Genomic DNA, 20815 nt, shown 5'->3' on the forward strand with positions numbered 1-20815 from the left:
CAGCCTAGCCGCGCGGGTGCCCGCCTCGCCGCCCGTACGCCGGGATGCGGCAGGGTTCGTGAGCGTCCGTCAGGTCTCCGGGAGCCGGCGAGCGGTACGGCGAAGGGCCCCTCCCCCACTGCCCAGGGGGGAGAGGCCCGGTCGGGGTGCCGGTCAGGCGTCGTCGCCGGCGCGGAGCTTCTTCACCGCGGCCTCCAGGCGGCTGCCGTACTCCTCGTCGGCCGCGTGGAAGTGGGCGAGGTTCTTCTCCACGATGTCCTCGCGGCCGACCTGGCCGAGGAAGCCGGCCAGGTTGGCGATCAGGCGGTCCTTCTCCCCGTCGGACATCAGCCGGTAGAGCTCGCCGGCCTGGAAGAAGTCGTCGTCCTTGGTGTGGGCCGGGGTGGTGTACGTGCCGGTGTGGCCCTCCAGCCGGACGGGGGCGGCGAGCGCGTTGTCGGTCTGCGCCGGGCCGTCGAAGGAGTTCGGCTCGTAGTTCTTGGCGCGGCCGGCCGTGTTGAGGGCGCCCAGGCCGTCGCGGCCGTAGTTGTTCGCCTCGGTGGCGCGCGGGGCGTTCACCGGCAGCTGGGTGTGGTTGACGCCGAGGCGGTAGCGCTGGGCGTCGGCGTAGGCGAACAGGCGGCCCTGGAGCATCTTGTCGGGGGACGGGCCGATGCCGGGCACGAAGTTGTTCGGCGAGAAGGCGGCCTGCTCGACCTCGGCGAAGACGTTCTCCGGGTTCTTGTTGAGCACCAGGCGGCCGACCTTGACCAGCGGGTAGTCGGCGTGCGGCCACACCTTGGTCAGGTCGAACGGGTTGAAGCGGTAGGTGGCGGCCTCGGCGACCGGCATCAACTGGACGTAGAGCGTCCAGGACGGGAACACCCCGCGCTCGATGGCCTGGTGCAGGTCGCGCTGGTGGCTGTCGGCGTCCCCGCCGACCACCTCGGCGGCCTGCGAGCCGTCCAGCGAGCGGATGCCCTGGTTGGTCTTGAAGTGGTACTTCACCCAGTAGGCGTCGCCCTGCTCGTTGACCCACTGGTAGGTGTGCGAGCCGTAGCCGTTCATGTGACGGTAGGAGGCGGGGATGCCGCGGTCGCCGAACAGCCAGGTGATCTGGTGGGTGGCCTCGGGGGCGTGCGCCCAGAAGTCCCAGACGTTCTCGGCCTCGGTGATGCCGGTGTACGGGTCGCGCTTCTGCGAGTGGATGAAGTCGGGGAACTTGATCGGGTCCTTGATGAAGAACACCGGGGTGTTGTTGCCGACCAGGTCGTAGTTGCCGTCGGCGGTGTAGAACTTCAGCGCGAAGCCGCGCGGGTCGCGGACCGCGTCCGAGGCGCCCAGGTTGCCGGCCACCGTGGAGAAGCGCAGGAAGACGTCGGTGCGCTTGCCGACGGCCGACAGGAAGTCCGCCCGGGTGTACTGCGAGACCTCGTCGGTGACCTCGAAGTAGCCGTAGGCGCCGGAGCCACGGGCGTGCACCACGCGCTCCGGGATGCGCTCACGGTTGAACCGGGCGAGCTTCTCCAGCAGCTGCTGGTCCTGGATCAGCAGCGGGCCGTACTCGCCGGCCGAGGCGGAGTTCTGGTTGTCGGCGACGGGCGCGCCGGACTCGGTGGTCAGGATCTTCGGCATGAGGGTCCTTCAGTAGCAGCGGTGCGGTGCAGGGGGGTCTGGGGTCAGACGCCGAGGAGGCGCCAGAGGGCGGCGCGGCGGCGGGAGGTGTGCTCGCCGTCCGGGCCGTCGGCCGGGACGAGGGCGGCCGCGGCGGCGCCGGTGGCGGCGGCGTCCCGGAGCGGCCGGGCGGCGGTCAGCCCGGCGGCCTCGTCGGCGGTCAGGCCGGCCGCGGTGAGGGCGGACTCGGCCTCGGCGGCGGGCAGCGCGTCGAACCAGCGCAGGGCCAGGGCGGCGCGGCCGGCCTCGGTGAGGCGGCCGGTGAGCCGGAGCCGGGCGAGGCCGCCGTCGGGGTAGACGTTGATCTTCACGTGGGTGGCGGGGCGTCCGGCGTCGAGCCGGAAGCGGTGCCGGGTGTCCGGCTGCAGCCGGGTGCGGGGCAGCAGCGGGAACCAGCCGGCGGTGTCGGTGGCGGGGTCGCCGCCGGCGGAGGCGTCGTAGCCCACCAGGTCGGCCCAGCCGGGGGCGTTGGCGACGAAGTGGGTGGTGTCCACCTCGGCGGCCAGGACCTCGCCGCCCCCGGCCAGGGCGATCCGGACCCAGTCGTTGGCCTTGTCGCGCCGACGCCGGGTCTCCCAGCCCTCGCCCATGACGGTGGCGCGGCCGGGAGCGTTCAGGTTGTGCGGGGAGGAGAAGTAGCGGTCCGAGGCGGCCTCGGCGACTCCGCCGGTCTCCTGGGCGGCGAGGTCGAAGGTGAGGCCGTCGAGCTCGCGCGGGTCGGGCAGCACCTCGCCGTGCACCCGCAGCCGGGCGACGCCGCCGTCCGGCCAGATGTTGAGCCGCACGTGCGTCCAGCGGGTGCCGTTGTCGACCGCGAACTCGTGCGCGGTGTCGCCCTTCAGCGGGGTGCGCGGCACCAGGTCCGTCCACTCGGCGGCCTCGACCTCGGCGGGCGAGGGGTGGCCGGGTACGGAGGCGGCCTGGACGGAGGCCGTCTCCGGGTAGTTGCCGGTGAAGTGCGCGGTGTCGACGACCACGCCGCGGATCACGCCGGCCGCGCCGAGCCGGACGATCGCCCAGTCGTGCTCCTCGTCGGTGGGGTGCGGCTGGTCGGCCGAGGCGCCGCGGCGGCGGCGGGACTCCCAGCCGTCCATGATCTGGCCCTTGTGGCCGAAGGTGTGCGGGCGGAACTCGGCGGGCTTGGCGACCAGCAGGTTCTCCGCGTCGGCGAAGGTGTCCTCGTTGGTGGCGACGACGCCGGCGCCCAGCCGGCGGGAGGCCAGGTCGACCAGCTCGGTGAAGGGCGCGGCCGCGGTCTTCTCGGTGCTCAACTCGACTCTCCTCAGGGACGGGTGATCTGTCGGCCGAACGGCTCGCCGGCGGTGTCGACCGCCCGGCCGCGGAGCCAGGTGGTGCGCACCGCGCCGGTGAGGGTGCGGCCGGCGTACGGGGTGACGGGGTTGCGGTGGTGCAGCTCCTCGGCGTGCACCGCGAAGTCGGCGTCCGGGTCGAAGGCGACGAGGTCGGCGTCGTACCCGGGGGCGATGGCGCCCTTGGTGCCGGTGAGGCCGACCAGGGCGGCCGGGCCGGAGGCCATCCAGCGGACGACGTCGGCGAGGGTGTGGCCGCGGCGGCGGGCCTCCGTCCAGACCGCGGGCAGACCGAGCTGCAGGGAGGCGATGCCGCCCCAGGCGGCGGCGAAGTCGCCGCTGCCGCCGTAGCGCTCCAGCAGCTTCAGGTCCGGGGTGGACGGCGAGTGGTCGGAGACGACGGCGGCGAACTCGCCGGCCGCGAGGGCCGCCCAGAGGGCGTCCCGGTTGGACTCGGAGCGGATCGGCGGGCAGCACTTGAAGGCGGTGTCGCCGTCCGGCACCTCCTCCGCGGTGAGGGTGAGGTAGTGCGGGCAGGTCTCGGCGGTCACCTGCACGCCGTCCTCCCGGGCCTGCCGCAGCAGCGGCAGCACGGCGGCCGAGGAGACGTGCAGGATGTGCACCCGGGTGCCGGTGCGGCGGGCGGTGTCGAGCAGCCGGGCGACGGCGGCGGCCTCGGCGTCGTCGGGCCGGGAGGCGAGGAAGTCGCGGTAGTGCACGCCGGGCTGCTGCGGGGCGGCGTCGAGGACGGCCGGGTCCTCGGCGTGGATGATGGCGAGCGCGCCGATCCGGGCCTGCTCGGCGAGCGCCGACTCCAGGTCGTCCTGGGTGGCCAGGTGCGGGAACTCGTCCACGCCGGACGGGGCGAGGAAGCTCTTGAAGCCGAAGACGCCGGCCTCGTGCAGCGCCGCCAGGTCGCCGGTGTTGCCGGGTACGGCACCGCCCCAGAAGCCGAGGTCGACCCAGGCCTGGCCCTCGGCGGTCTTCCGCTTGGCCTCCAGACCGGCGGGCGTGGTGGTCGGCGGGACGGAGTTCAGCGGCATGTCGACGATCGTGGTGACACCGCCGGCGGCGGCCGCCCGGGTCGCCGTGGCGAATCCCTCCCACTCGGTGCGGCCGGGCTCGTTGACGTGCACGTGGGTGTCGACCAGGCCGGGCAGCAGGGCGGTGTCGCCGAGGTCGGTGAGGTGGCGGTCCCCGACGAGCAGCGAGCCGTGCGTGGCGACCTGGGCGATCCGCCCGTCCTGGACGAGGACGTCGGCCGGGCGCTCGCCGTCCGGCAGGACGACCCGGCGGGAGCGGATCACGGCCGGAGTGGACGGCGTGTCGCTGAAGGGCATCGGGACCTCCGAAACGAGGGTACGAGTGGGGAGTGCCGAAGGCGCGCACGGGAGTTGGGCCTGAGCGAGGGGCCGGGCGGCTGCGAGTGCTCGGAGCCTAGGCCCGCCTTCAACAAAACGTCAATGTAGGAACCTACGAGGGGCCGGGGTTCAGCCGCCGAGCAGTTCGGCGGCCAGCCGCTCCCCCGCGGTCTCGGCGAGTTCGCCGGCCCTGGTCATGCTCTCGCCCGGCTGTTCGGCCAGGTCGGTGAGCGCCACGGCCGCAGCGAAGCCCGCCGCCCGCCACTCCGGTTCCGACAGTTCCAGCCGTCCGGCCACGGCAGCCACCCGAACCCCCGCCCGAGTGGCCGCCGCGGCGACGCCGGCGGGGGCCTTGCCGTGGAGCGTCTGCGCGTCCAGGCATCCCTCACCGGTGACGACGAGGCGCGCCCCACGCACTGCCTCGTCGAAGCCCAGGAGATCGAGGAGGAGCTCGATCCCGGGCCGCATGGTGGCGCCGAGCAGGGCCAGGGCGGCGAAGCCGACCCCTCCTGCCGCCCCGGCGCCGGGGGCGTCGCGGACGTCCCGTCCGGTCACGGTCCGGACGGCGTCCGCCCAGACGGTCAGACCTTCCTCCAGGACCACCAGGTCGTCACCGTCCGCGCCCTTCTGCGGGCCGTACACGGCGGTCGCGCCGCGCGGCCCGAGCAGCGGGTTGTCGACGTCGCAGGCGACCACCACGTCCACCCCGGACAGCCGGTCGGCCAGCGGGCCGAGGTCGATCCGGGCGAGGCGGCGCAGGGCCGCACCGCCCGGCGACAGCTCGGCGCCGTCCGCGTCGTACAGGCCGACGCCGAGCGCCTGGACCATGCCCGCGCCGCCGTCGGTGCAGGCGCTGCCGCCGAGGCCGAGCACGATCCGCTCGGCACCGAGCGAGACGGCCCGGGCGATCAGCTGGCCCACCCCGTAGGAGCCGGCGGCCAGCGGTGCGGTGCGGCCGCCGGGGAGCCGGGCGAGGCCGGAGGCCTGCGCCAGCTCGACCACGGCGGTGTCGCCGCGGACGGCGATCGCCGCGTCCACCGGCAGGCCCGTCGGGCCCGCCACCTTGACCGCGACCCGCTCGAAACCGGCCGCGAGGGCGGCCGCCAGGGTGCCCTCGCCGCCGTCGGCGACCGGGAGTTCGCGGACCTCGGTGCCGGGGGCCGCGCGGCGGACTCCGGCGGCGATCCGGGCGGCGACCTCGGCGCCCTCGAGGGAGCCCTTGAACTTGTCGGGCGCGACGACCACATGACCCTGAGCGGGGGTGGCGGGCATGGTGGTGGCCTTTCGTCGGGAACGTCTACGTACTGGCACTACCCAGGTGGGCGGGGGTCTGCGCGGCGCTGCACGCCCGCACCGGCGTGACGGGCCCCCTCTCCGCCGTTCCTCTCGTCCCGCTTCCGACGTTCGAGAGGCTCCCCTCGGCAGGAGAGGGGGCCGGGGCGGCGCGCACGGGCACGACCGAAGTGCCTTCCGGGAGGGTGGCGCGCCGCCGGTCTGGGACGACCGGCAGGGGGCGGGCAGGGCCGCGGCCCGCTGCCGGTCGGGTTACTGCCTCCTGGCGGCGCGGGCACGACCGGACAGGTACACGCCGCCAGGAGGAGTCGGGGGGCCGGGCCGGGTCAGACCGTCCGGCCGGAGAGGCGCTCGACGCCGCGCAGCAGGGCGGAGTGGTCGAGCGAGCCGTCGCCGTTGGCGCGGGCGGAGGCGACCAGCTGGGCCACCACGGCACCCACCGGCAGGGCGGCGCCGACGGCGCGGGCGGCGTCGGTGACGATGCCCATGTCCTTGTGGTGCAGGTCGATCCGGAAGCCGGGGGCGAACTCGCGGTTCAGCATGTTCGCCTTCTTGCGGTTGAGCACGGTGGAGCCGGCCAGGCCGCCGCCGAGCACCTCGAGCGCGGCCTGCAGGTCGACGCCGGCGTTCTCCAGGAAGACCACGGCCTCGGCCAGGACCTGGATGTTCACGGCCACGATCAGCTGGTTGGCAGCCTTCACGGTCTGGCCGGCGCCGGCCGGGCCGACGTGGACCACCGTGGTGCCGAGGGCGTCGAACAGCGGCTTGGCCTCGGCGAAGTCCTCCGCCGCGCCGCCGACCATGATCGACAGAACGGCCTCGACCGCGCCCGCCTCGCCGCCGGAGACCGGGGCGTCCAGGGTGCGGACGCCGCGCTCCCTGGCCGCGGCCTCGACCTTGATCGAGGTCTGCGGGGTGATCGAGGACATGTCGATCACCAGGGTGCCCGGCTGCGCGTTCTCCAGGACGCCGCCCTCGCCCAGGACGACCTGCTCGACCTGCGGGTCGGCCGGGACCATGGTGATGACGACCTCGGCGTCCTTCACCGCGTCGGCGATGCTGGTGGCGCCGTGGCCGCCGGCGGCGACCAGGGCGTCGATCTGCGGCTGGGTCAGGTTGTAGCCGGTGACGTGGTGGCCGGCCTTGACCAGGTTGGCGGCCATCGGGCTGCCCATGATGCCGAGGCCGATGAAGGCGATCTTGCGGCTCATCGCGTCGTGCTCCTTGCGTTTGGGGGGTGGTGGAGGGGGTGGCTCAGTTGGCGCGCAGCTCGCGCGGGAGCCACTCGAAGCTGTCGGCGCTGACGCCGGTGGAGGGCTTGTACTCCAGGCCGATCCGGCCGCCCGCGGCGGAGCCGCCGTCCGTGCCGTAGCCGGCGGCGGTGAGCCGGGCGAAGAGGTCCTCGAAGTCGAGCCCGCCGGTGCCGGGCTCGTTGCGGGCCGGGACGTCGGCGATCTGCACGTGACCGATCCGGTCGGCGTACCCGTCGATCACCGCGGCGAGGTCCTCGCCGTTCCTGGCCAGGTGGTAGAGGTCGCAGAGGAACTTCGCGTTGCCGAGGCCGGTGGCCGCGTTGACCTTGTCCACGACCTCGATCGCCGCCTCGGCGGTGAGCAGGGCGTAGTCCGGGGACTCGACCCGGTTGAGGGTCTCGATCAGCAGGATCGCGCCGACCGAGTGCGCGGCCCGGGCGGCGAGGACGAGGTTCTCCAGCGCCAGGGCGTCCTGCTCGGCCGGATCCACGCCGGGCACCCGGTTGCCGTAGAGGGCGTTCAGCGCCCTGGCTCCGAGGGACTCGGCGAGGGCGGCGGCGACCGGCACGTTGGCCCGGAAGCGCTCGCTCTCGGCCGGCACCGAAACGGTGCCGCGGGCGCCCTTGACGAGGTCGTCGAGGAAGTTGAGGCCGGTGAGCCGCACGCCGGCGTCGGTGAACGCCTTGCGGAGCGCGTCCAGCTCGGCCTGCGACGGGTCGTGGTCCTCGCCGAAGGGCCACCAGAGCTCGGCGGCGGTGAAGCCGGCCGCGGCCGCGGCGGCGGGGCGCTCCAGCAGCGGGAGCTCGTTGAACAGGATCGACAGGTTGACCGTGTAGCTGTGCGCGGCGGCGGCAGTCACGTGCTCACCTTCCCTCTCTTCCGTTCCCGACTTCCACGATACGGAAGGGGGATTCTGTCTGGTGGAATCTTCTCCGAGGAACTTCCGAACCGTCAAGGCCGCCGCAACAATTTGTTGAAGTGGCCGAACGGCGCCGGTCGCACCGCCCGCGGCCTGTCCGATCACCCAGCCCTCCCGCGCACCCGTGCGCCCGTCCGGCCCTTGCGCAGGCCGTCTAGAGTGAGCGCGTGCGATTGATGGTGGAGTTCACGACAGAACCGTTCGAGCTGGACGGCTTCCCGGACCACGCCAAGGCTGCCCGCCGGGTCGTGGACGAGGCCGGCCTCGACGTCTCGGTCGGGCCCTTCGGCACCAGCGCCGAGGGCGACGCCGAGCAGACCCTGGCCGCGGTGACGCGCCTGCTGCGCGAGACCCTGGAGGCCGGGGCCACCCGGATCTCCGTCCAGATCAGCGTGCTCGGCGACGAGCAGTCCCCGGAAGGAGTGGGTACGCCGTGAGCAACGCCCTGGAACACCCGCTCACCGCGGCGATAAAGCCGCTGCTGGACGCGGTGGGCGCCACCGCGGTCGAGCCGGCCGAGGCCCGCCCGGACGACGTCGTCCTGGAGTGGGACGGCGCGGCGGCGGTGGCGGTGCGGCTCCCGCACCTGAGCAGTGCACTGGACCGGCTGCTCGCGGAGATGGCGCGCCAGTTCGACGGCCGCCCGCTCACCGAGCTGGACCGGGCCGAGAAGCAGCGCGTGGTCGCCCTGCTGGAGGAGCGCGGGGCGTTCACCGTCCGCCACGGGGTGGAGACGGTGGCCTCGGCGCTCGGCGTCAGCCGCTTCACGGTCTACAACTACCTGAACCGGCAGGAAGACTCCCGCAAGGGCTGACACCGCCCGAACCGAGTCTTCACCGGCAGGTCGCGCCGGGCCCATTGGCGGATCCCACACGACATCCCCCGGCAACACGGCCCGCCGCGAAACGTAACCACCAACCGTTCAACAAAGTGTTGACGGTCTGCAGTGGTGGATCTAGCTTGTGCGAGTGGCACCACTCTTCAGGAGGTCCACCCGTGACCAATGAATCCACCGCTGCGACCACGGACCCCGGGGCGCTCGAGACCCTGGCGGCGGCACCGGCCGCCGAACTGCGGGAGACGCTGCTGGAGATCTGCTCCAGCCCCCGCTGGGCCGAGGCGGTCGCGGCCGCCCGACCGTGGCGGGACCGCACGGCCCTGCTCGACGCCAACGCCGCCGCCATGGCCGCCCTCGACACCGGGGACCTCGCCGACGCGATGGCCGGACACGCCCGGATCGGCACGCCGAAGACCGGCGACGCCACCTCCGAGCGCGAGCAGGCCGGCATCCGGGGAGCCGACAGCGCGCTCCTCGACGACCTGCGCGAGGCCAACGCCGCCTACGAGGCGAAGTTCGGCCACGTGTTCCTGATCTGCGCGACCGGCCGCACGGCCGCGACCATGCTCGCCTCGCTGCGCGAGCGCTACCCCAACGACGCCGCCACCGAGAGCGAGATCGTCCGCGGCGAGCTTCGCAAGATCAACGACATCCGCATCAACCGGCTGCTCGACGGGACCTAGACTCCGACGGTCAGTCAATTCCTGCCATCAGTAAGGTCTTTCAACCCATGACTGGCATCTCCACGCATGTGCTCGACACCAGCCTCGGCCGCCCGGCCGAGGGCGTTCCGGTCGAGCTGGCACTGCACACCGAGGGTGGTTGGAAGGTGCTCGGCACCTCCGCCACGGACTCCGACGGCCGGGCCAAGGACCTGCCGGCCGTGGAGGCGGGCTCGGTCGTCCGGCTGCTCTTCGACACCACCGCGTACTACGCGGCCCGGGGCGAGGCGGCGCCGTTCTTCCCCGAGGTATCGATCGTCTTCACGGTCGCGCCCGCGCAGCACCACTACCACGTGCCGTTGCTGCTCAACCCGTTCGGCTACTCGGTCTACCGCGGAAGCTAGTAGACCGACCTGGAAGCTTAGGAGCCATGCCATGGCCCATGTGCTCGGTCAGAACCAGTACGGCAAGGCGGAGAACCGCATCGTGCGGGTCTACCGCGACTCCACCCGGCACGAGATCAAGGACCTGAACGTCTCGGTCTCCCTGCAGGGCGAGTTCGAGGACGTCCACCTCACCGGCTCCAACGCCAACTGCCTGCCCACCGACACGACGAAGAACACCGTCTACGCCTTCGCCAAGGAGTACGGCATCGAGTCGGCGGAGGCCTTCGGCATCACACTGGCCCGCCACTTCGTCGAGAACACCGAGCGCGGCGTGGTGCACAGCGCCCGCATCCGCATCGAGGAGTACACCTGGGACCGCATCCGGACCCCGGACAGCTCCGCCCGCTTCATCGGCTCCGAGGAGGTCGGCCACTCCTTCGTCCGCAACGGCCAGGAGGTACGCACCTCCGAGATCGTGTTCGACGGCGAGTCCGTCCAGGTGATCTCCGGGCTCAAGGACCTGGTCGTGATGAACACGACCAACTCGGAGTTCTGGGGCTACATCAAGGACAAGTACACCACCCTCCAGGAGGCCTACGACCGCATCCTGGCCACCCAGGTGACGGCCCGCTGGAAGTACGGCTACACCGGCCGCGACGACGAGCCCCAGCCGAACTGGAACCGCTCGTACAACCACGTGAAGCGCCACCTGCTGGAGGCCTTCGCCGAGACGTACTCCTACTCGCTGCAGCAGACCCTGCACGCGATGGGCACCCGGGTGCTGAACAACCGCGCCGAGGTGGACGAGGTCCGCCTGGAGCTCCCCAACAAGCACCACTTCCTCGTCGACCTGGAGCCCTTCGGCCTCAAGAACGAGAACGAGGTTTACTACGCCGCCGACCGGATGTACGGCCTGATCGAGGGCACCGTCCACCGCGAGGGCGTCGTCCCGGTCATACCCGTCGCCTGACCGGACCGGCACCCGCACGCCACGGGCCGGACGGCGCCGCCGCGGGGCCCCTGTGCTTCCCCGCGGCGGCACCCGCACCCGTCCCGCCCGGCCCGCTCCACCTGCCGCCCCGCCCGCGGCACACCCCCAGCCCTCGCCCCCTAGGAGTTCGCCATGGCAGTCCAGCCCCCGCCCGCCGACCAGCGGATCGTGATCGAGAACGTCGCGATCGCGACGGTGGACGCAGACGACACCGAGCACGCCCGCGGCCACGTGGTGATCCTCGGCAACCGCATCGAGTCGGTCGGCAACGGCCCCGCCCCGCAGTGGCTGGACAACGTGGTGCGCCGGATCAACGGCGAGGGCCACCTGGTCACCCCGGGCCTGGTCAACACCCACCACCACTTCTACCAGTGGATCACCCGCGGCCTCGCCCAGGACAGCATCCTCTTCGACTGGCTGGTCGCCCTCTACCCGACCTGGGCCCGGATCGACGAGAAGCTGGTGCACGCCGCCACCCAGGGCTCGGCCGCCGCCCTGCTCAAGTCCGGCTGCACCACCGCCTCCGACCACCACTACGTCTTCCCGCAGGGCGGCGGCGACGTGCTCGGCGCCTCGATCGAGGGCGTGCAGGAGCTCGGCCTGCGCTTCACCGCGCTGCGCGGCTCGATGGACCGCAGCAAGAAGGACGGCGGCCTGCCGCCGGACCACGCGGTGGAGCGGACCGAGGACATCCTGATCGCCTCCGAGGCCGCCGTCGACAGGTGGCACGACGCCTCCTTCGGCTCCATGCTGCACGTGGCGATCGCCCCGTGCTCACCCTTCTCGGTCTCCACCGAGCTGCTCAAGCAGTCCGCCGAGCTGGCCCGCCGCAAGGGCGTCCGGCTGCACACCCACGGCTCGGAGACGGCCGAGGAGGAGCAGTTCTGCAAGGAGCTGTTCGGCATGGGCCCGACCGACTACTTCGAGTCCACCGGCTGGCTCGGCGAGGACGTGTGGATGGCGCACTGCGTCCACATGAACGACTCCGACATCGCCAAGTTCGCCGAGACCGGCACCGGCGTCGCGCACTGCCCGTCCTCCAACGCCCGCCTGGCGGCCGGCATCGCCCGCGTCCCGGACATGCTGAAGGCCGGCGTGCCGGTGGGCCTCGGCGTCGACGGCACCGCCTCCAACGAGTCCGGCGAGCTCGGCACCGAACTGCGCAACGCGCTGCTGATCAACCGCCTGCACGGCCGCCCCGACGCGCTGACGGCACGCCAGGCACTGCGCCTGGGCACCATGGGCGGCGCCCGGGTGCTCGGCCGGCACAACGAGATCGGCTCCATCGAGCCCGGCAAGCTCGCCGACCTGGCGCTCTGGAAGATCGACGGCATCATGCACTCCTCGATCGCCGACCCGGTGGCCGCGCTCACCATGGGCGCCCTGCCGCCGCTGGCGGTGCTGTTCGTCAACGGCAACGCCGTCGTCGAGAAGGGCGTGCTCACCACCGTCGACGAGGACCGGATCGCGCTGGCCTGCGCCCGCGCCGCGAAGGAGCTCGCCTCCCGCGTCTGATCCCCCGCACTCCGGGCCGTACCAGGGACGGTACGCCACCCGGACTCCGTGACCCCCGGTCGGCCCGCAGCGGGCCGGAGGCCGTACGGAGCGCAGCCCCCGGACCCACGGCGAGGGTCCGGGGGCTGCGGCGTTCCCGGGCCGGCTTCCGCCCGCGAACGGTCGATGGCCCCGCAGGAGACGCTCCTGCGGGGCCATCGACCGTTCGGGCGGGGCCCGGTCAGGCGGTACGGCCGAGGGTGGCCAGGTACGCCCGCCAGCCGCCGTGGGCGGTGATCTCGCGGTGCACCCCGCGCTCGAGTTCACCCCGGCGCAGCACCATGGACAGGCACGGCGTGCCGTCGGCGAGGGCGATCACGCCGAGCTCCAACTCCGGTGGCTCGCCCGGCAGGACGGCGTCCCGCAGGTGCTCCAGCGGCAGGTCGTAGAGCTCGCCCTCGATCGCCGCGCTGCCGCCCGGGTCGGGCAGCAGGCCGGGGCAGACGTCGCGGACTGAGAAGAAGCGGTGGCCGGGTGCGGTGCGCACCGGGCCGACCAGGTACTCGGCGACCAGCGGATGGAACGGGCCGCCGGTCATCGCCTGGCCGTTGAAGAAGATGAGCGCCATGGGGGAAGAGCCTCCGAAAACGGGCGTTCCGTACGGCTCCCGGCGCCGGGGCGGCGGGAGCCGTACGGAACGGTGAAATGCGGCGGGCGAGTTCGACGACCTGGAGGGCGTCGGGCCCCTCGCCCGGCGGATAGGTTGGGGTCAGTCGAGCAGGGGCAGTGCCGGCAGGGTGAGGAAGTCGACGAACTCCTCGGCCAGGGCGACCTGTTCGAAGAGCCGGGCGGCCTCCGTCCAGCGTCCGGCGGCGTAGGCGGCGTCGCCCAGCTCTGAGCGCAGTTCGGCGAGTTCCTCGGCCACGAGCCGGCGGACGAGCTCCGCGGTGGCCTTCTCGCCGGTGTCGGCGAGGACGACGCCGTTGTTGATCCACTGCCAGATCTGCGAGCGGGAGATCTCGGCAGTGGCGGCGTCCTCCATCATGTTGAAGATGCCGACCGCGCCGAGGCCGCGCAGCCAGGCCTCGATGTAGCGGACGCCGACCTGGACGGCGTTGTGCAGGCCGGCGCGGGTGCAGCTGCCGCCGGCGCCGGCGATGTCGAGCAGCTGCTCGGCGGTGACGGGCTCGGGCGAGCCGGGCGAGGACTTCTGGTTCGGGCGGTCGCCGAGCACCGCGTCGAAGCTGGCCCGGGCGACCGGGACGAGGTCCGGGTGGGCGACCCAGGAGCCGTCGAAGCCGCCGGCGGCCTCGCGGTCCTTGTCGGCCTTGACCTTCACCAGGGCGGCCGCGTTGACCTCCGGGTCCTTGCGGGAGGGGATGAAGGCGGCCATGCCGCCGATCGCGTGGGCGCCCCGGCGGTGGCAGGTCTGCACCAGCAGGCGGGTGTAGGCGGCCATGAACGGCGAGGCCATGGTGACGGTGTTGCGGTCCGGCAGGATGTAGTGGTCGCCGGCGTCGCGGAAGTTCTTCACGATGGAGAACAGGTAGTCCCAGCGGCCCGCGTTGAGCCCGGCGGCGTGGTCCCGCAGCTCGTGGAGGATCTCCTCCATCTCGAAGGCCGCGGTGATGGTCTCGATCAGGACGGTGGCGCGGATGGTGCCGTACGGGATGCCGAGTTCGGCCTGGGCGTGGGTGAAGACGTCGTTCCACAGCCGTGCTTCGAGGTGGCTCTCGGTCTTCGGCAGGTAGAAGTAGGGCCCGGAGTTGGGGTCCTCGGCGCCGCGGGCGATCAGGCGGGCGGCGTTGTGGAAGAAGTACAGGCCGAAGTCGAACAGCCCGCCGGAGACCGGTGCGCCGTCCACCAGCAGGTGGGTCTCGTCGAGGTGCCAACCGCGCGGGCGGACCACGACGGTGGCGAGTTCGGCGGCGGGCTTCAGGGTGTACGCCTTGCCGGCCGGGGAGGTGAAGTCGATCCGGCCCTCGAAGGCGTCGACCAGGTTGACCTGGCCGGAGACCACGTTCTCCCAGGTGGGCGAGGTGGCGTCCTCGAAGTCGGCGAGCCAGACCTTCGCACCGGAGTTGAGCGCGTTGATCACCATCTTGCGGTCGGTCGGGCCGGTGATCTCGACCCGGCGGTCCCGGAGCGCGAGCGGGGCCTCGGCGACCTGCCAGTCTCCGGCGCGGACGTCGGCGGTCTCGGGGAGGAAGTCGAGCGTGCCGGCCGCGGCGATCTCGGCGCGGCGGGTCTTCCGTCGGGCGAGGAGCTCCTGGCGGCGGCCTTCGAAGGCACGGTGGAGCCCGACGACGAAGGAGACGGCCTCCGGCGTGAGCACCTCCTCGGCGCGGGCGACGCGCGGACCGGCGACCGTGACGACCGGGGCGGCGGACGACGCGCCGGCGGATCCCTGATCTGCAGCCATGGGCAGGACACTCCTTGGACGGTTGAGCCAGCACTGGGGGTTCCGATGGGAACTCCCGAGATCCGGACCCCCCTGCGGGCGGGTTCCGTTCTGTACAGTGGAGCCTAGTTTCCGCGATACAGAATTTCAACGGTTTGTTGATGTGATCGGCGGGACTCTACTCCTCCCCCGAGAGCGAAGGGAACACCGGTGGCCAGCACCCCCGCCGCAGACCGGACAGGCACCGACCGCGCCGGCGGCGTGCAGTCCGTCGAACGCGCCTTCCTCCTCCTCGAGGCACTGGCCGACGCCGGCGGCACGGCCGCGCTCAGCGAGCTGTCCGCCAGCTCCGGCCTGCCGATGCCGACGATCCACCGACTCATCCGTACCCTCGTACAGCAGGGATATGTCCGGCAGGACACCGCCCGTCGGTACACGCTCGGTCCGCGGCTGATCCGGCTCGGCGAGACGGCCGGCCGACTGCTGGGCAGTTGGGCCCGCCCGTACCTCGCGGAACTGATGGAGGCCACCGGCGAGACGGCGAACCTCGCCGTCCTGGAGGGCGGCGAGGTGGTGTACGTGGGCCAGGTGCAGTCCCGGCGCTCGATGCGGATGTTCACCGAGGTGGGCCGCCGGGTGCAGCCGCACTGCACCGGTGTCGGCAAGGCCCTGCTGGCCCAACTCCCGGAGGAGGAGGCCCGCGCGATCCTCGGCAGCCGACCGCTGCAGGCGCACACCCCGTACACCCACACCGACCCGGCCGAGCTGCTGCGGCACCTGGCGGCGGCCCGGGAGACCGGGTACGTGGTCGACGACCAGGAGCAGGAGATCGGCGTCCGCTGCATCGCGGTCGCCGTGCCCGGCGCACCGGCGCCCACCGCACTCTCGGTGTCCGGCCCAGAGGCTCGGATCAGGGCGCTGGAGACGCAGGACGGCGAGGCCGCGCTGGTGCCGGTGATGCGACAGATCGCCGAGCGGCTCGGCCGGGTGCTGGCGCCCTGACGGGACGCCAGCACCCGTGGCCGGAAGGGGGGTTCAGTGCAGACTGAGCTCCCCGACCTGCGCGATCACCACCTCGTGCACGGTGAGTTCCGGCTCCGTTCCCACCAGCCGGAAGATCCGCGGCGCGGCCGGGCGCTCCGGCGCGTTGCGGACGGCCTCCAGGGCCGCCATGTCCCGCCACAGGCTCTGCACCCGCCAATGACCGGCCGGTCCGCGGAGCAGTTCGGTGCGGACGAGACCCTCCGGCAGCGGTCCCGACACCAGTTCGCGATACAGGGCCACCAACTCGGCCTCGCGCTCCGGCGCGACCACCGCGCCGACCTCACTCAGAACCTGTTCGGTCATGGCACTCACCTCCGGATCTCCAACGTACGCCGAGAGCGGCCGGTCCGCGCAGCCGCCGAACGGGGGCTCTTCGCCACACACTTGGCGTGTCCGCGCAGTCACCTTCGGCAATCACGCCCGCCCGGGCGGACGGCTCAGCGGTAGACCCGGACGTAGTCGGCGGCGGCGGTGATCGGCTCGGCGCCGTCCGGGCCGGGGTGGTACTTCCCGGCGACCACGGAGAGGTTGAGGATCAGGTACGCCGACCAGCGCTGGCCGACGCCGCGGCCGTCCGACCAGACGCGCTCGCCGTTGACGTACCAGTCGACCGAGTTGGCGCCGTACCGGGTGCCGATGGTCACCCACTTCCCCGGCGCGACGGCGTCCGGGTCGGTGTAGTACTTGGCGCCGCGGCGGACGTGGTTGGTGAGCTCCAGCAGGTGGGGATTGTCCGGGTGGTACTCGAAGCTGTCCACCTCGCTGCCGCCGTTGCGCCAGGTCCACAGCGCGGGCCAGGCCCCTGCGCCCTCGGGGAGTTGGACCTTCGTCTCGACGTAGTCGCCGGGGTGCACCCGGAATCCCTCGTCGGAGCCCTCGGTGGTGAGCAGGCCCGTCTCCCAGGCGCGGCGGCCGTTCTCCAGCCACCGGCCGGACTGGGTGGCGGTGAAGACGACGACGCCGTCCACGGTCTCGACCGCGCCGGGGCTCAGCAGGTCGAGCTTGTTGTCGTCCGGGTTGTGGTCGCCGTAGCGGTACGCGCCGCTGCGGTCACCGACCCACTTCGCGCCCCAGGCTATCGAACCGTCGAACTCCTCGGACCAGACCAACGAACCTCCGGGCAGCGGGACCTCGGGGCCGTCCGGGGTCGGCGTGGGGCCGGGCTGCGTCGGTCCGGTGGCCGAGGCGGCGACGGTCAGCCCCTGCTGGCCGAGGTCGTGCCAGACATTGGCGTAGTCCTGCCAGTAGCCGAAGGTCGTGTACGATCCGGCCGGCAGCATGCGGGCGCCGGTGGTGATCGTGACGCCGCCCGGGCAGATCCGGACGTTGGTCGCCGCGCCGGGGAAGTCCAGGTTGCGGCCGGACTCGTCGCGCACGGCGACGCCGACGGTCCTCGCGGTGATGCAGACCAGGGAGTGCACGGTGAGCCGCGCGCTCGCGGCGGTGCCCTCGGTCATCTCGGTGGGGACGAGCCTGTCCTGGGTGACGAGCCGGACGGCCTCGGCGCGGCCGGCGAGCGGCAACGCGAGCAGCATCGCCGCGGCCGCCGCCACGCCGAGGCGTGCCGGTCTGATGGCAAAGCGCATGATGGTGTCCTTGAAGGCGCCCACGGGCGGGCCGTGTTGGCTTTCGGGCAGGGCCGGGCCGCCGCGCTGGCACGGCACGCCCCGGGTCGACGCACAAGCGATGCAGAGCGCGTCGACACGCCGAATCGGCTTCCCGTTCCCGTCCGGAATTCTGTGCTCGAGCTGCTCGCGGCAGGCCGGACGGGAATCGGCGTACCGGCCGCGAGGTCCGCAGGGGGCGGAACATCGCGAGAAGAGTAAGCACACGGTTCGACCGCGGACAACCGCTGACTGATCACCATCTGTTGATGTGTGACGGATTGAAGAATGCTTCACACACCACCTCAATCAGCGTTTTTGCCAAGCAGGTTGGGCGAGCTTGACGGCCATTCGGGTGCATTCGCGACCCATCCGGAATCGGCCAGGACGGACACGCTGAGTGATTCAGAGGTCCAGACCACACGACCGGAAGCGAAACGCCGGATACCCCCGTTCGACCCTCGGCGTCCGATGTGGCGTCAATTCTCCCATGCAGAGCGCGCATTGCCCCGGCCAGGCCCTCCGGCGGCGTTCCGGCCCACTGCTAAGGCCGACGCTCACGGAGGAGATTCGGCCACGGAGCACCAGATCGGTTGTCCAACGTGTCGATGAAAGAAGCGAATCGGCCCTTCCGGCCGACCCCGCCCGAAGCGGCGACCGCCGGGAGCGGGGCCGGCGTCCGTGTGCTCCCATCGGTGGAGCCCTGCGGCGCCCCGGGCGAGCCCGCGGCGTGTCCTCCGTCCCAGTCGGCCGGCCATGGTGGGGAACGATCACGGCGTCCGCTAGGTTGAACGGGTGCGGCCGCCGGGGCCGCAGCCACCCGCCGAGATTCCGAGGAAACGCCCGAGATGACCGCGCCTCTGCCGGGTTTCGCCGGCCACACCTATCTGTTCCAGGTCGACAACGGCGCCGCCTTCCGCAACTCGTACTCCGCCGACGGCAAGCGGCTGCGCTGGGAGGGCCTCGGCGAGTCGGCCGGGCAGTTCGAGGACGTGTCGCTGCACGTGGCCCAGGTCGGGGAGCAGCTCTGGTTCGTGAGCTGGACGGAGCAGAGCGGCATCACCGTCAGCCATGTGATGGACCTCGCCGCCCTGTCCGTGCGGGTCTTCTGGACGTACGAGGGCGAGGGCGGCCGGGTCGGCGAGCTGCACACCGGCACGCTGGAGCAGCTCAGCTGAGCCCTGAGGTACGGGTCGGTCCGCACGGAGCCGGGGCCGGTCGGGCCCCGGCTGTCAGGCCCCGGCGTTCAGGTGCTGGGAGAGCCACTCGAGCGAGGGCGGCAGCAGCTGCGACCAGGTGCGGAAGTTGTGCCCGCCCTGCGGGACCCATGCCGTGTTGGCGGTCATCGGTGCCTTCACCGCCTTCTGGAACGCCTCCGTACTCGGCTTGTAGCTGCCGTCGCCGGCCTGCGGGCCCGCCAGCAGCACCGAGATCTTCGGCTGCGGCAGGTTGTTGAGCCGCCACAGCAGGTCGGCCTCGTTGCGCCGCTGCTGGCTGCCCGTGAAGAGGTCGCCGGTGGTCGCGTCCTCGGCCGCCTTGTAGTAGCCCGACAGGGCAATGGCGGTGGGGAACACCTCGGGGTGACGCATGGCCATCTTCAGCGCGCAGTAGCCGCCGGTGGAGTTGCCGACCACACCCCAGGCCGACGGAGCGGTGGCCACCCGGTAGCTCTCGGCAACCACCCGGGGCACGTCCTTGGTGAAGTACGTCTCGGACTGCGCGCCTCCGGGGATGTCCTCGCACTCGGTGTCGGCCGGCATGGCCGGCGAGGGCCGCATCAGCACCAGCACGGTCGGCTGCATCTTGCCGCTCTGCATCAACTGGAGAGCGGCCGAGGGGTAGTTCAGCCGGGTGATGAGGTTCTTGGCGTCGCCGGGGAAGCCGGTCATCACGACGGCCGCCGGGAAGCGCTTGTGGGCCTCGGCCGGCTGGAAGTACTGCGGCGGCAGGTAGACGTACGCGTCGGTGCTCAGCCCGGAGTGCGAGCCGGTGATCCGCACGGACTGGATCTCGCCGGACTGCTCGGGGCCGCCGCTGCCGCCCTCCACCGGCTCCTTGCCGAGCACCTGCGCCTTGACCACCGGCACCGCCGTGGCCGGCCGGCCCTCGACCGAGGCCTGGACGCTGACCGGCCCGGTGTCGCCGGTGCCGAGCAGGTCGTCCCAGCTGCTGTAGAAGGCGAAGTAGTTGTTGGCGGCCAGGCCGATCGCGCAGAGCACCGCGAACTGGGTGGTCAGCAGGGCGGCGATGCGGCCGAGGACGGCCTGCCAGGTCGTCCGGGCGAGCCTGGGCCACCACAGCACGGTCGCCGCCAGCAGCAGGACCGCGAGCACGATCGCGATCACCAGGACCGTACTGCTGGTCAGACCCATGCTTCCGCCACTCCCCGAGATTCCCGCGTGCGCCACGGCGTGGCCGTTCCCGCGTCCGCGGGAACGCCCCCGGTGAACGCACGCCGAACGGGGTGCTTCCGGTTCCACCGGGGATCGGCCGGTTCCGGCGGACCGTCCCCGGCCCGCTGCCGTCGACCGACAAGTATGCACGTCCGCGCGGCCCCTCCGGCGCACGGGGACGCTCTGGCGGCGGCGGCCCGGGCCTACGGGTGACGCAGCTCACCCGCTCGGGGCGTGCGGCGGCGCGCTGCTGACGGACGGGCGGCCGCGTCCGGCGGGCCGTCAGCGCAACGGCACGACCGCGACCGGGCAGTAGGCGTGGTGCAGCACGGCGTGCACCGCCGTGCCCAGGCGCAGCCCGAAGTGCGCTGCGGGCTGCCGGCGCGAGACGACGAGCAGGGCGGCCTGCCGGGACGCCTCGACCAGGGTGCCGGCGGTGGCGCCGCCGACCTGGCGGGCCTCGAAGGCGACGTCCGGGAAGTCCTCGCGGACGGGGTCGCAGGTGCGGTGCAGCAGCTGCTGGTGGAGCCGGGCCTCCTCGCCGAGCTCGTCCACCATGGGTGCCATGTGGCCGACGTCGGCGACCACCGGCGACCAGGTGTGCAGGGCGCGCACCGGCAGCCCGGTGAGCTCCCCGGTGCGCAGGGCGAACCGCAGGGTGGCGGCGTCCCGCTCGTCACGGACGGCGACCAGCACGTGGTTGCCGACGTGCTCGGTGCCGCGGACGACGACCACCGGGCAGGCGGAGTGGGCGGCGACCCGCAGGCTCACCGAGCCGAGCAGCAGGGAGGCGAAACCGCCGTGGCCGCGGGTGCCGACCACGGCGACTTCGGCGTGCTCGGCGGCGGTGAGCACGGCCTCCGCGGCGTCCCGGGGGACGACGTCCCCGGTGAGGCGCAGCGCCGGGTGGGAGGCCCGGACCTTGCCGAGCGACTCCTCCAGGACGGCCTCGGCGTCGTGCAGGATGAGGTCGGTGACCGCCGAACTGGCGCGCGGCGATAGCGTCACCGTGCCGGTGTTCACCGCGTGCACCAGGTGGAGCGGGCAGTCGCGGCGGGCGGCCTCGCGGGCGGCCCAGTCGGCGGCCGCCGCGGCGTGCGCCGAGCCGTCGACGCCGACGACCACGCCTGCGGGGGATCTGCTGTTCATGGTCTGCTCCCGGGGTGGCGCCGCCCGCGCGGCCCCGTTCGGGCGGGTCACGGGGGCGGTCGGA

General features: G+C 72.7%; 20 protein-coding genes. 8 read left to right on the top strand and 12 right to left on the bottom strand.

Annotation, left to right across the window (positions count from 1 at the left end):
- Positions 1–153 precede the first annotated feature (153 nt).
- The 6 genes from KSNIM_RS09095 to KSNIM_RS09120 all read right to left on the bottom strand — a co-directional run bounded on the left by KSNIM_RS09095 (position 154) and on the right by KSNIM_RS09120 (position 7729).
- Positions 154–1614, bottom strand: coding sequence for a catalase (locus KSNIM_RS09095; RefSeq protein WP_263102714.1), 1461 nt, complete (start codon positions 1612–1614; stop codon positions 154–156).
- Between the two features lie 44 nt (positions 1615–1658).
- Entirely contained in the window at positions 1659–2924 is a 1266-nt protein-coding gene (gene alc, locus KSNIM_RS09100) for an allantoicase (RefSeq protein WP_317634004.1), read from the bottom strand.
- Positions 2925–2935: 11 nt separating this feature from the next.
- Entirely contained in the window at positions 2936–4303 is a 1368-nt protein-coding gene (gene allB / locus KSNIM_RS09105) for an allantoinase AllB (RefSeq protein ID WP_263102715.1), read from the bottom strand.
- A gap of 150 nt (positions 4304–4453) precedes the next feature.
- A complete protein-coding gene (locus tag KSNIM_RS09110; protein ID WP_263102716.1) occupies positions 4454–5596 on the bottom strand; it encodes a glycerate kinase in 1143 nt (380 codons plus the stop codon).
- A 347-nt stretch (positions 5597–5943) separates the two neighbouring features.
- Positions 5944–6828: a 2-hydroxy-3-oxopropionate reductase gene (locus KSNIM_RS09115; RefSeq protein ID WP_263102717.1), complete on the bottom strand. Its 885-nt coding sequence runs from the start codon at positions 6826–6828 to the stop codon at positions 5944–5946.
- 43 nt (positions 6829–6871) lie between these two features.
- Positions 6872–7729, bottom strand: coding sequence for a TIM barrel protein (locus KSNIM_RS09120; RefSeq protein ID WP_263102718.1), 858 nt, complete (start codon positions 7727–7729; stop codon positions 6872–6874).
- Positions 7730–7956: 227 nt separating this feature from the next.
- Between KSNIM_RS09120 and KSNIM_RS09125 the strand changes: the two genes are divergently transcribed.
- The 6 genes from KSNIM_RS09125 (at position 7957) to KSNIM_RS09150 (ending at position 12181) form a co-directional block, all read left to right on the top strand.
- Positions 7957–8226 carry a thiamine-binding protein gene (locus KSNIM_RS09125; protein WP_263102719.1) on the top strand — a complete coding sequence of 90 codons (270 nt, stop codon included), beginning with the start codon at positions 7957–7959 and terminating at the stop codon, positions 8224–8226.
- Positions 8223–8603: a helix-turn-helix domain-containing protein gene (locus KSNIM_RS09130; RefSeq protein WP_263102720.1), complete on the top strand. Its 381-nt coding sequence runs from the start codon at positions 8223–8225 to the stop codon at positions 8601–8603. The genes KSNIM_RS09125 and KSNIM_RS09130 overlap by 4 nt, the downstream gene beginning before the upstream one ends.
- A 182-nt stretch (positions 8604–8785) precedes the next feature.
- Positions 8786–9310: a 2-oxo-4-hydroxy-4-carboxy-5-ureidoimidazoline decarboxylase gene (gene uraD, locus KSNIM_RS09135; protein ID WP_263102721.1), complete on the top strand. Its 525-nt coding sequence runs from the start codon at positions 8786–8788 to the stop codon at positions 9308–9310.
- Positions 9311–9357: 47 nt separating this feature from the next.
- Positions 9358–9693 carry a hydroxyisourate hydrolase gene (uraH, locus tag KSNIM_RS09140; RefSeq protein ID WP_263102722.1) on the top strand — a complete coding sequence of 112 codons (336 nt, stop codon included), beginning with the start codon at positions 9358–9360 and terminating at the stop codon, positions 9691–9693.
- A 31-nt stretch (positions 9694–9724) separates the two neighbouring features.
- Positions 9725–10645, top strand: coding sequence for a factor-independent urate hydroxylase (gene pucL, locus KSNIM_RS09145; protein ID WP_263102723.1), 921 nt, complete (start codon positions 9725–9727; stop codon positions 10643–10645).
- Between the two features lie 153 nt (positions 10646–10798).
- On the top strand, positions 10799–12181 hold the full coding sequence (locus tag KSNIM_RS09150) for an 8-oxoguanine deaminase (protein ID WP_263102724.1): 1383 nt from the start codon (positions 10799–10801) through the stop codon (positions 12179–12181).
- 220 nt (positions 12182–12401) lie between these two features.
- Here KSNIM_RS09150 and KSNIM_RS09155 read toward each other — a convergent pair whose 3' ends face one another.
- Together KSNIM_RS09155 and aceB are read right to left on the bottom strand one after the other, a co-directional pair.
- Positions 12402–12788, bottom strand: a complete 387-nt coding sequence (locus KSNIM_RS09155) for a gamma-glutamylcyclotransferase (protein WP_263102725.1) — start codon at positions 12786–12788, stop codon at positions 12402–12404.
- A gap of 141 nt (positions 12789–12929) precedes the next feature.
- Positions 12930–14582, bottom strand: coding sequence for a malate synthase A (aceB, locus tag KSNIM_RS09160; protein WP_263102726.1), 1653 nt, complete (start codon positions 14580–14582; stop codon positions 12930–12932).
- Positions 14583–14771: 189 nt separating this feature from the next.
- Between aceB and KSNIM_RS09165 the strand changes: the two genes are divergently transcribed.
- The gene (locus KSNIM_RS09165; RefSeq protein ID WP_263102727.1) at positions 14772–15563 is read left to right on the top strand and encodes an IclR family transcriptional regulator; all 792 of its coding nucleotides are present in this window, start codon (positions 14772–14774) and stop codon (positions 15561–15563) included.
- A gap of 33 nt (positions 15564–15596) precedes the next feature.
- Here KSNIM_RS09165 and KSNIM_RS09170 read toward each other — a convergent pair whose 3' ends face one another.
- Entirely contained in the window at positions 15597–15908 is a 312-nt protein-coding gene (locus tag KSNIM_RS09170) for an antibiotic biosynthesis monooxygenase (RefSeq protein WP_263102728.1), read from the bottom strand.
- Positions 15909–16042: 134 nt separating this feature from the next.
- A complete protein-coding gene (locus KSNIM_RS09175; RefSeq protein ID WP_263102729.1) occupies positions 16043–17191 on the bottom strand; it encodes a hypothetical protein in 1149 nt (382 codons plus the stop codon).
- An 866-nt stretch (positions 17192–18057) separates the two neighbouring features.
- On the opposite strand from KSNIM_RS09175, the gene KSNIM_RS09180 reads away from it, so the two are divergent.
- A complete protein-coding gene (locus KSNIM_RS09180) occupies positions 18058–18387 on the top strand; it encodes a MoaF-related domain-containing protein (RefSeq protein WP_263102730.1) in 330 nt (109 codons plus the stop codon).
- Positions 18388–18441: 54 nt separating this feature from the next.
- On the opposite strand, the gene KSNIM_RS09185 is transcribed toward KSNIM_RS09180, so the two are convergent.
- Both KSNIM_RS09185 and KSNIM_RS09190 read right to left on the bottom strand, forming a co-directional pair.
- A complete protein-coding gene (locus tag KSNIM_RS09185) occupies positions 18442–19581 on the bottom strand; it encodes an alpha/beta hydrolase (protein ID WP_263102731.1) in 1140 nt (379 codons plus the stop codon).
- Between the two features lie 303 nt (positions 19582–19884).
- Positions 19885–20751 carry a universal stress protein gene (locus KSNIM_RS09190; protein ID WP_263102732.1) on the bottom strand — a complete coding sequence of 289 codons (867 nt, stop codon included), beginning with the start codon at positions 20749–20751 and terminating at the stop codon, positions 19885–19887.
- Between the last annotated feature and the right edge of the window lie 64 nt (positions 20752–20815).

Origin of the sequence: Kitasatospora sp. DSM 101779 (assembly GCF_025655475.1) — a bacterium.
Lineage (GTDB): Bacteria > Actinomycetota > Actinomycetes > Streptomycetales > Streptomycetaceae > Kitasatospora.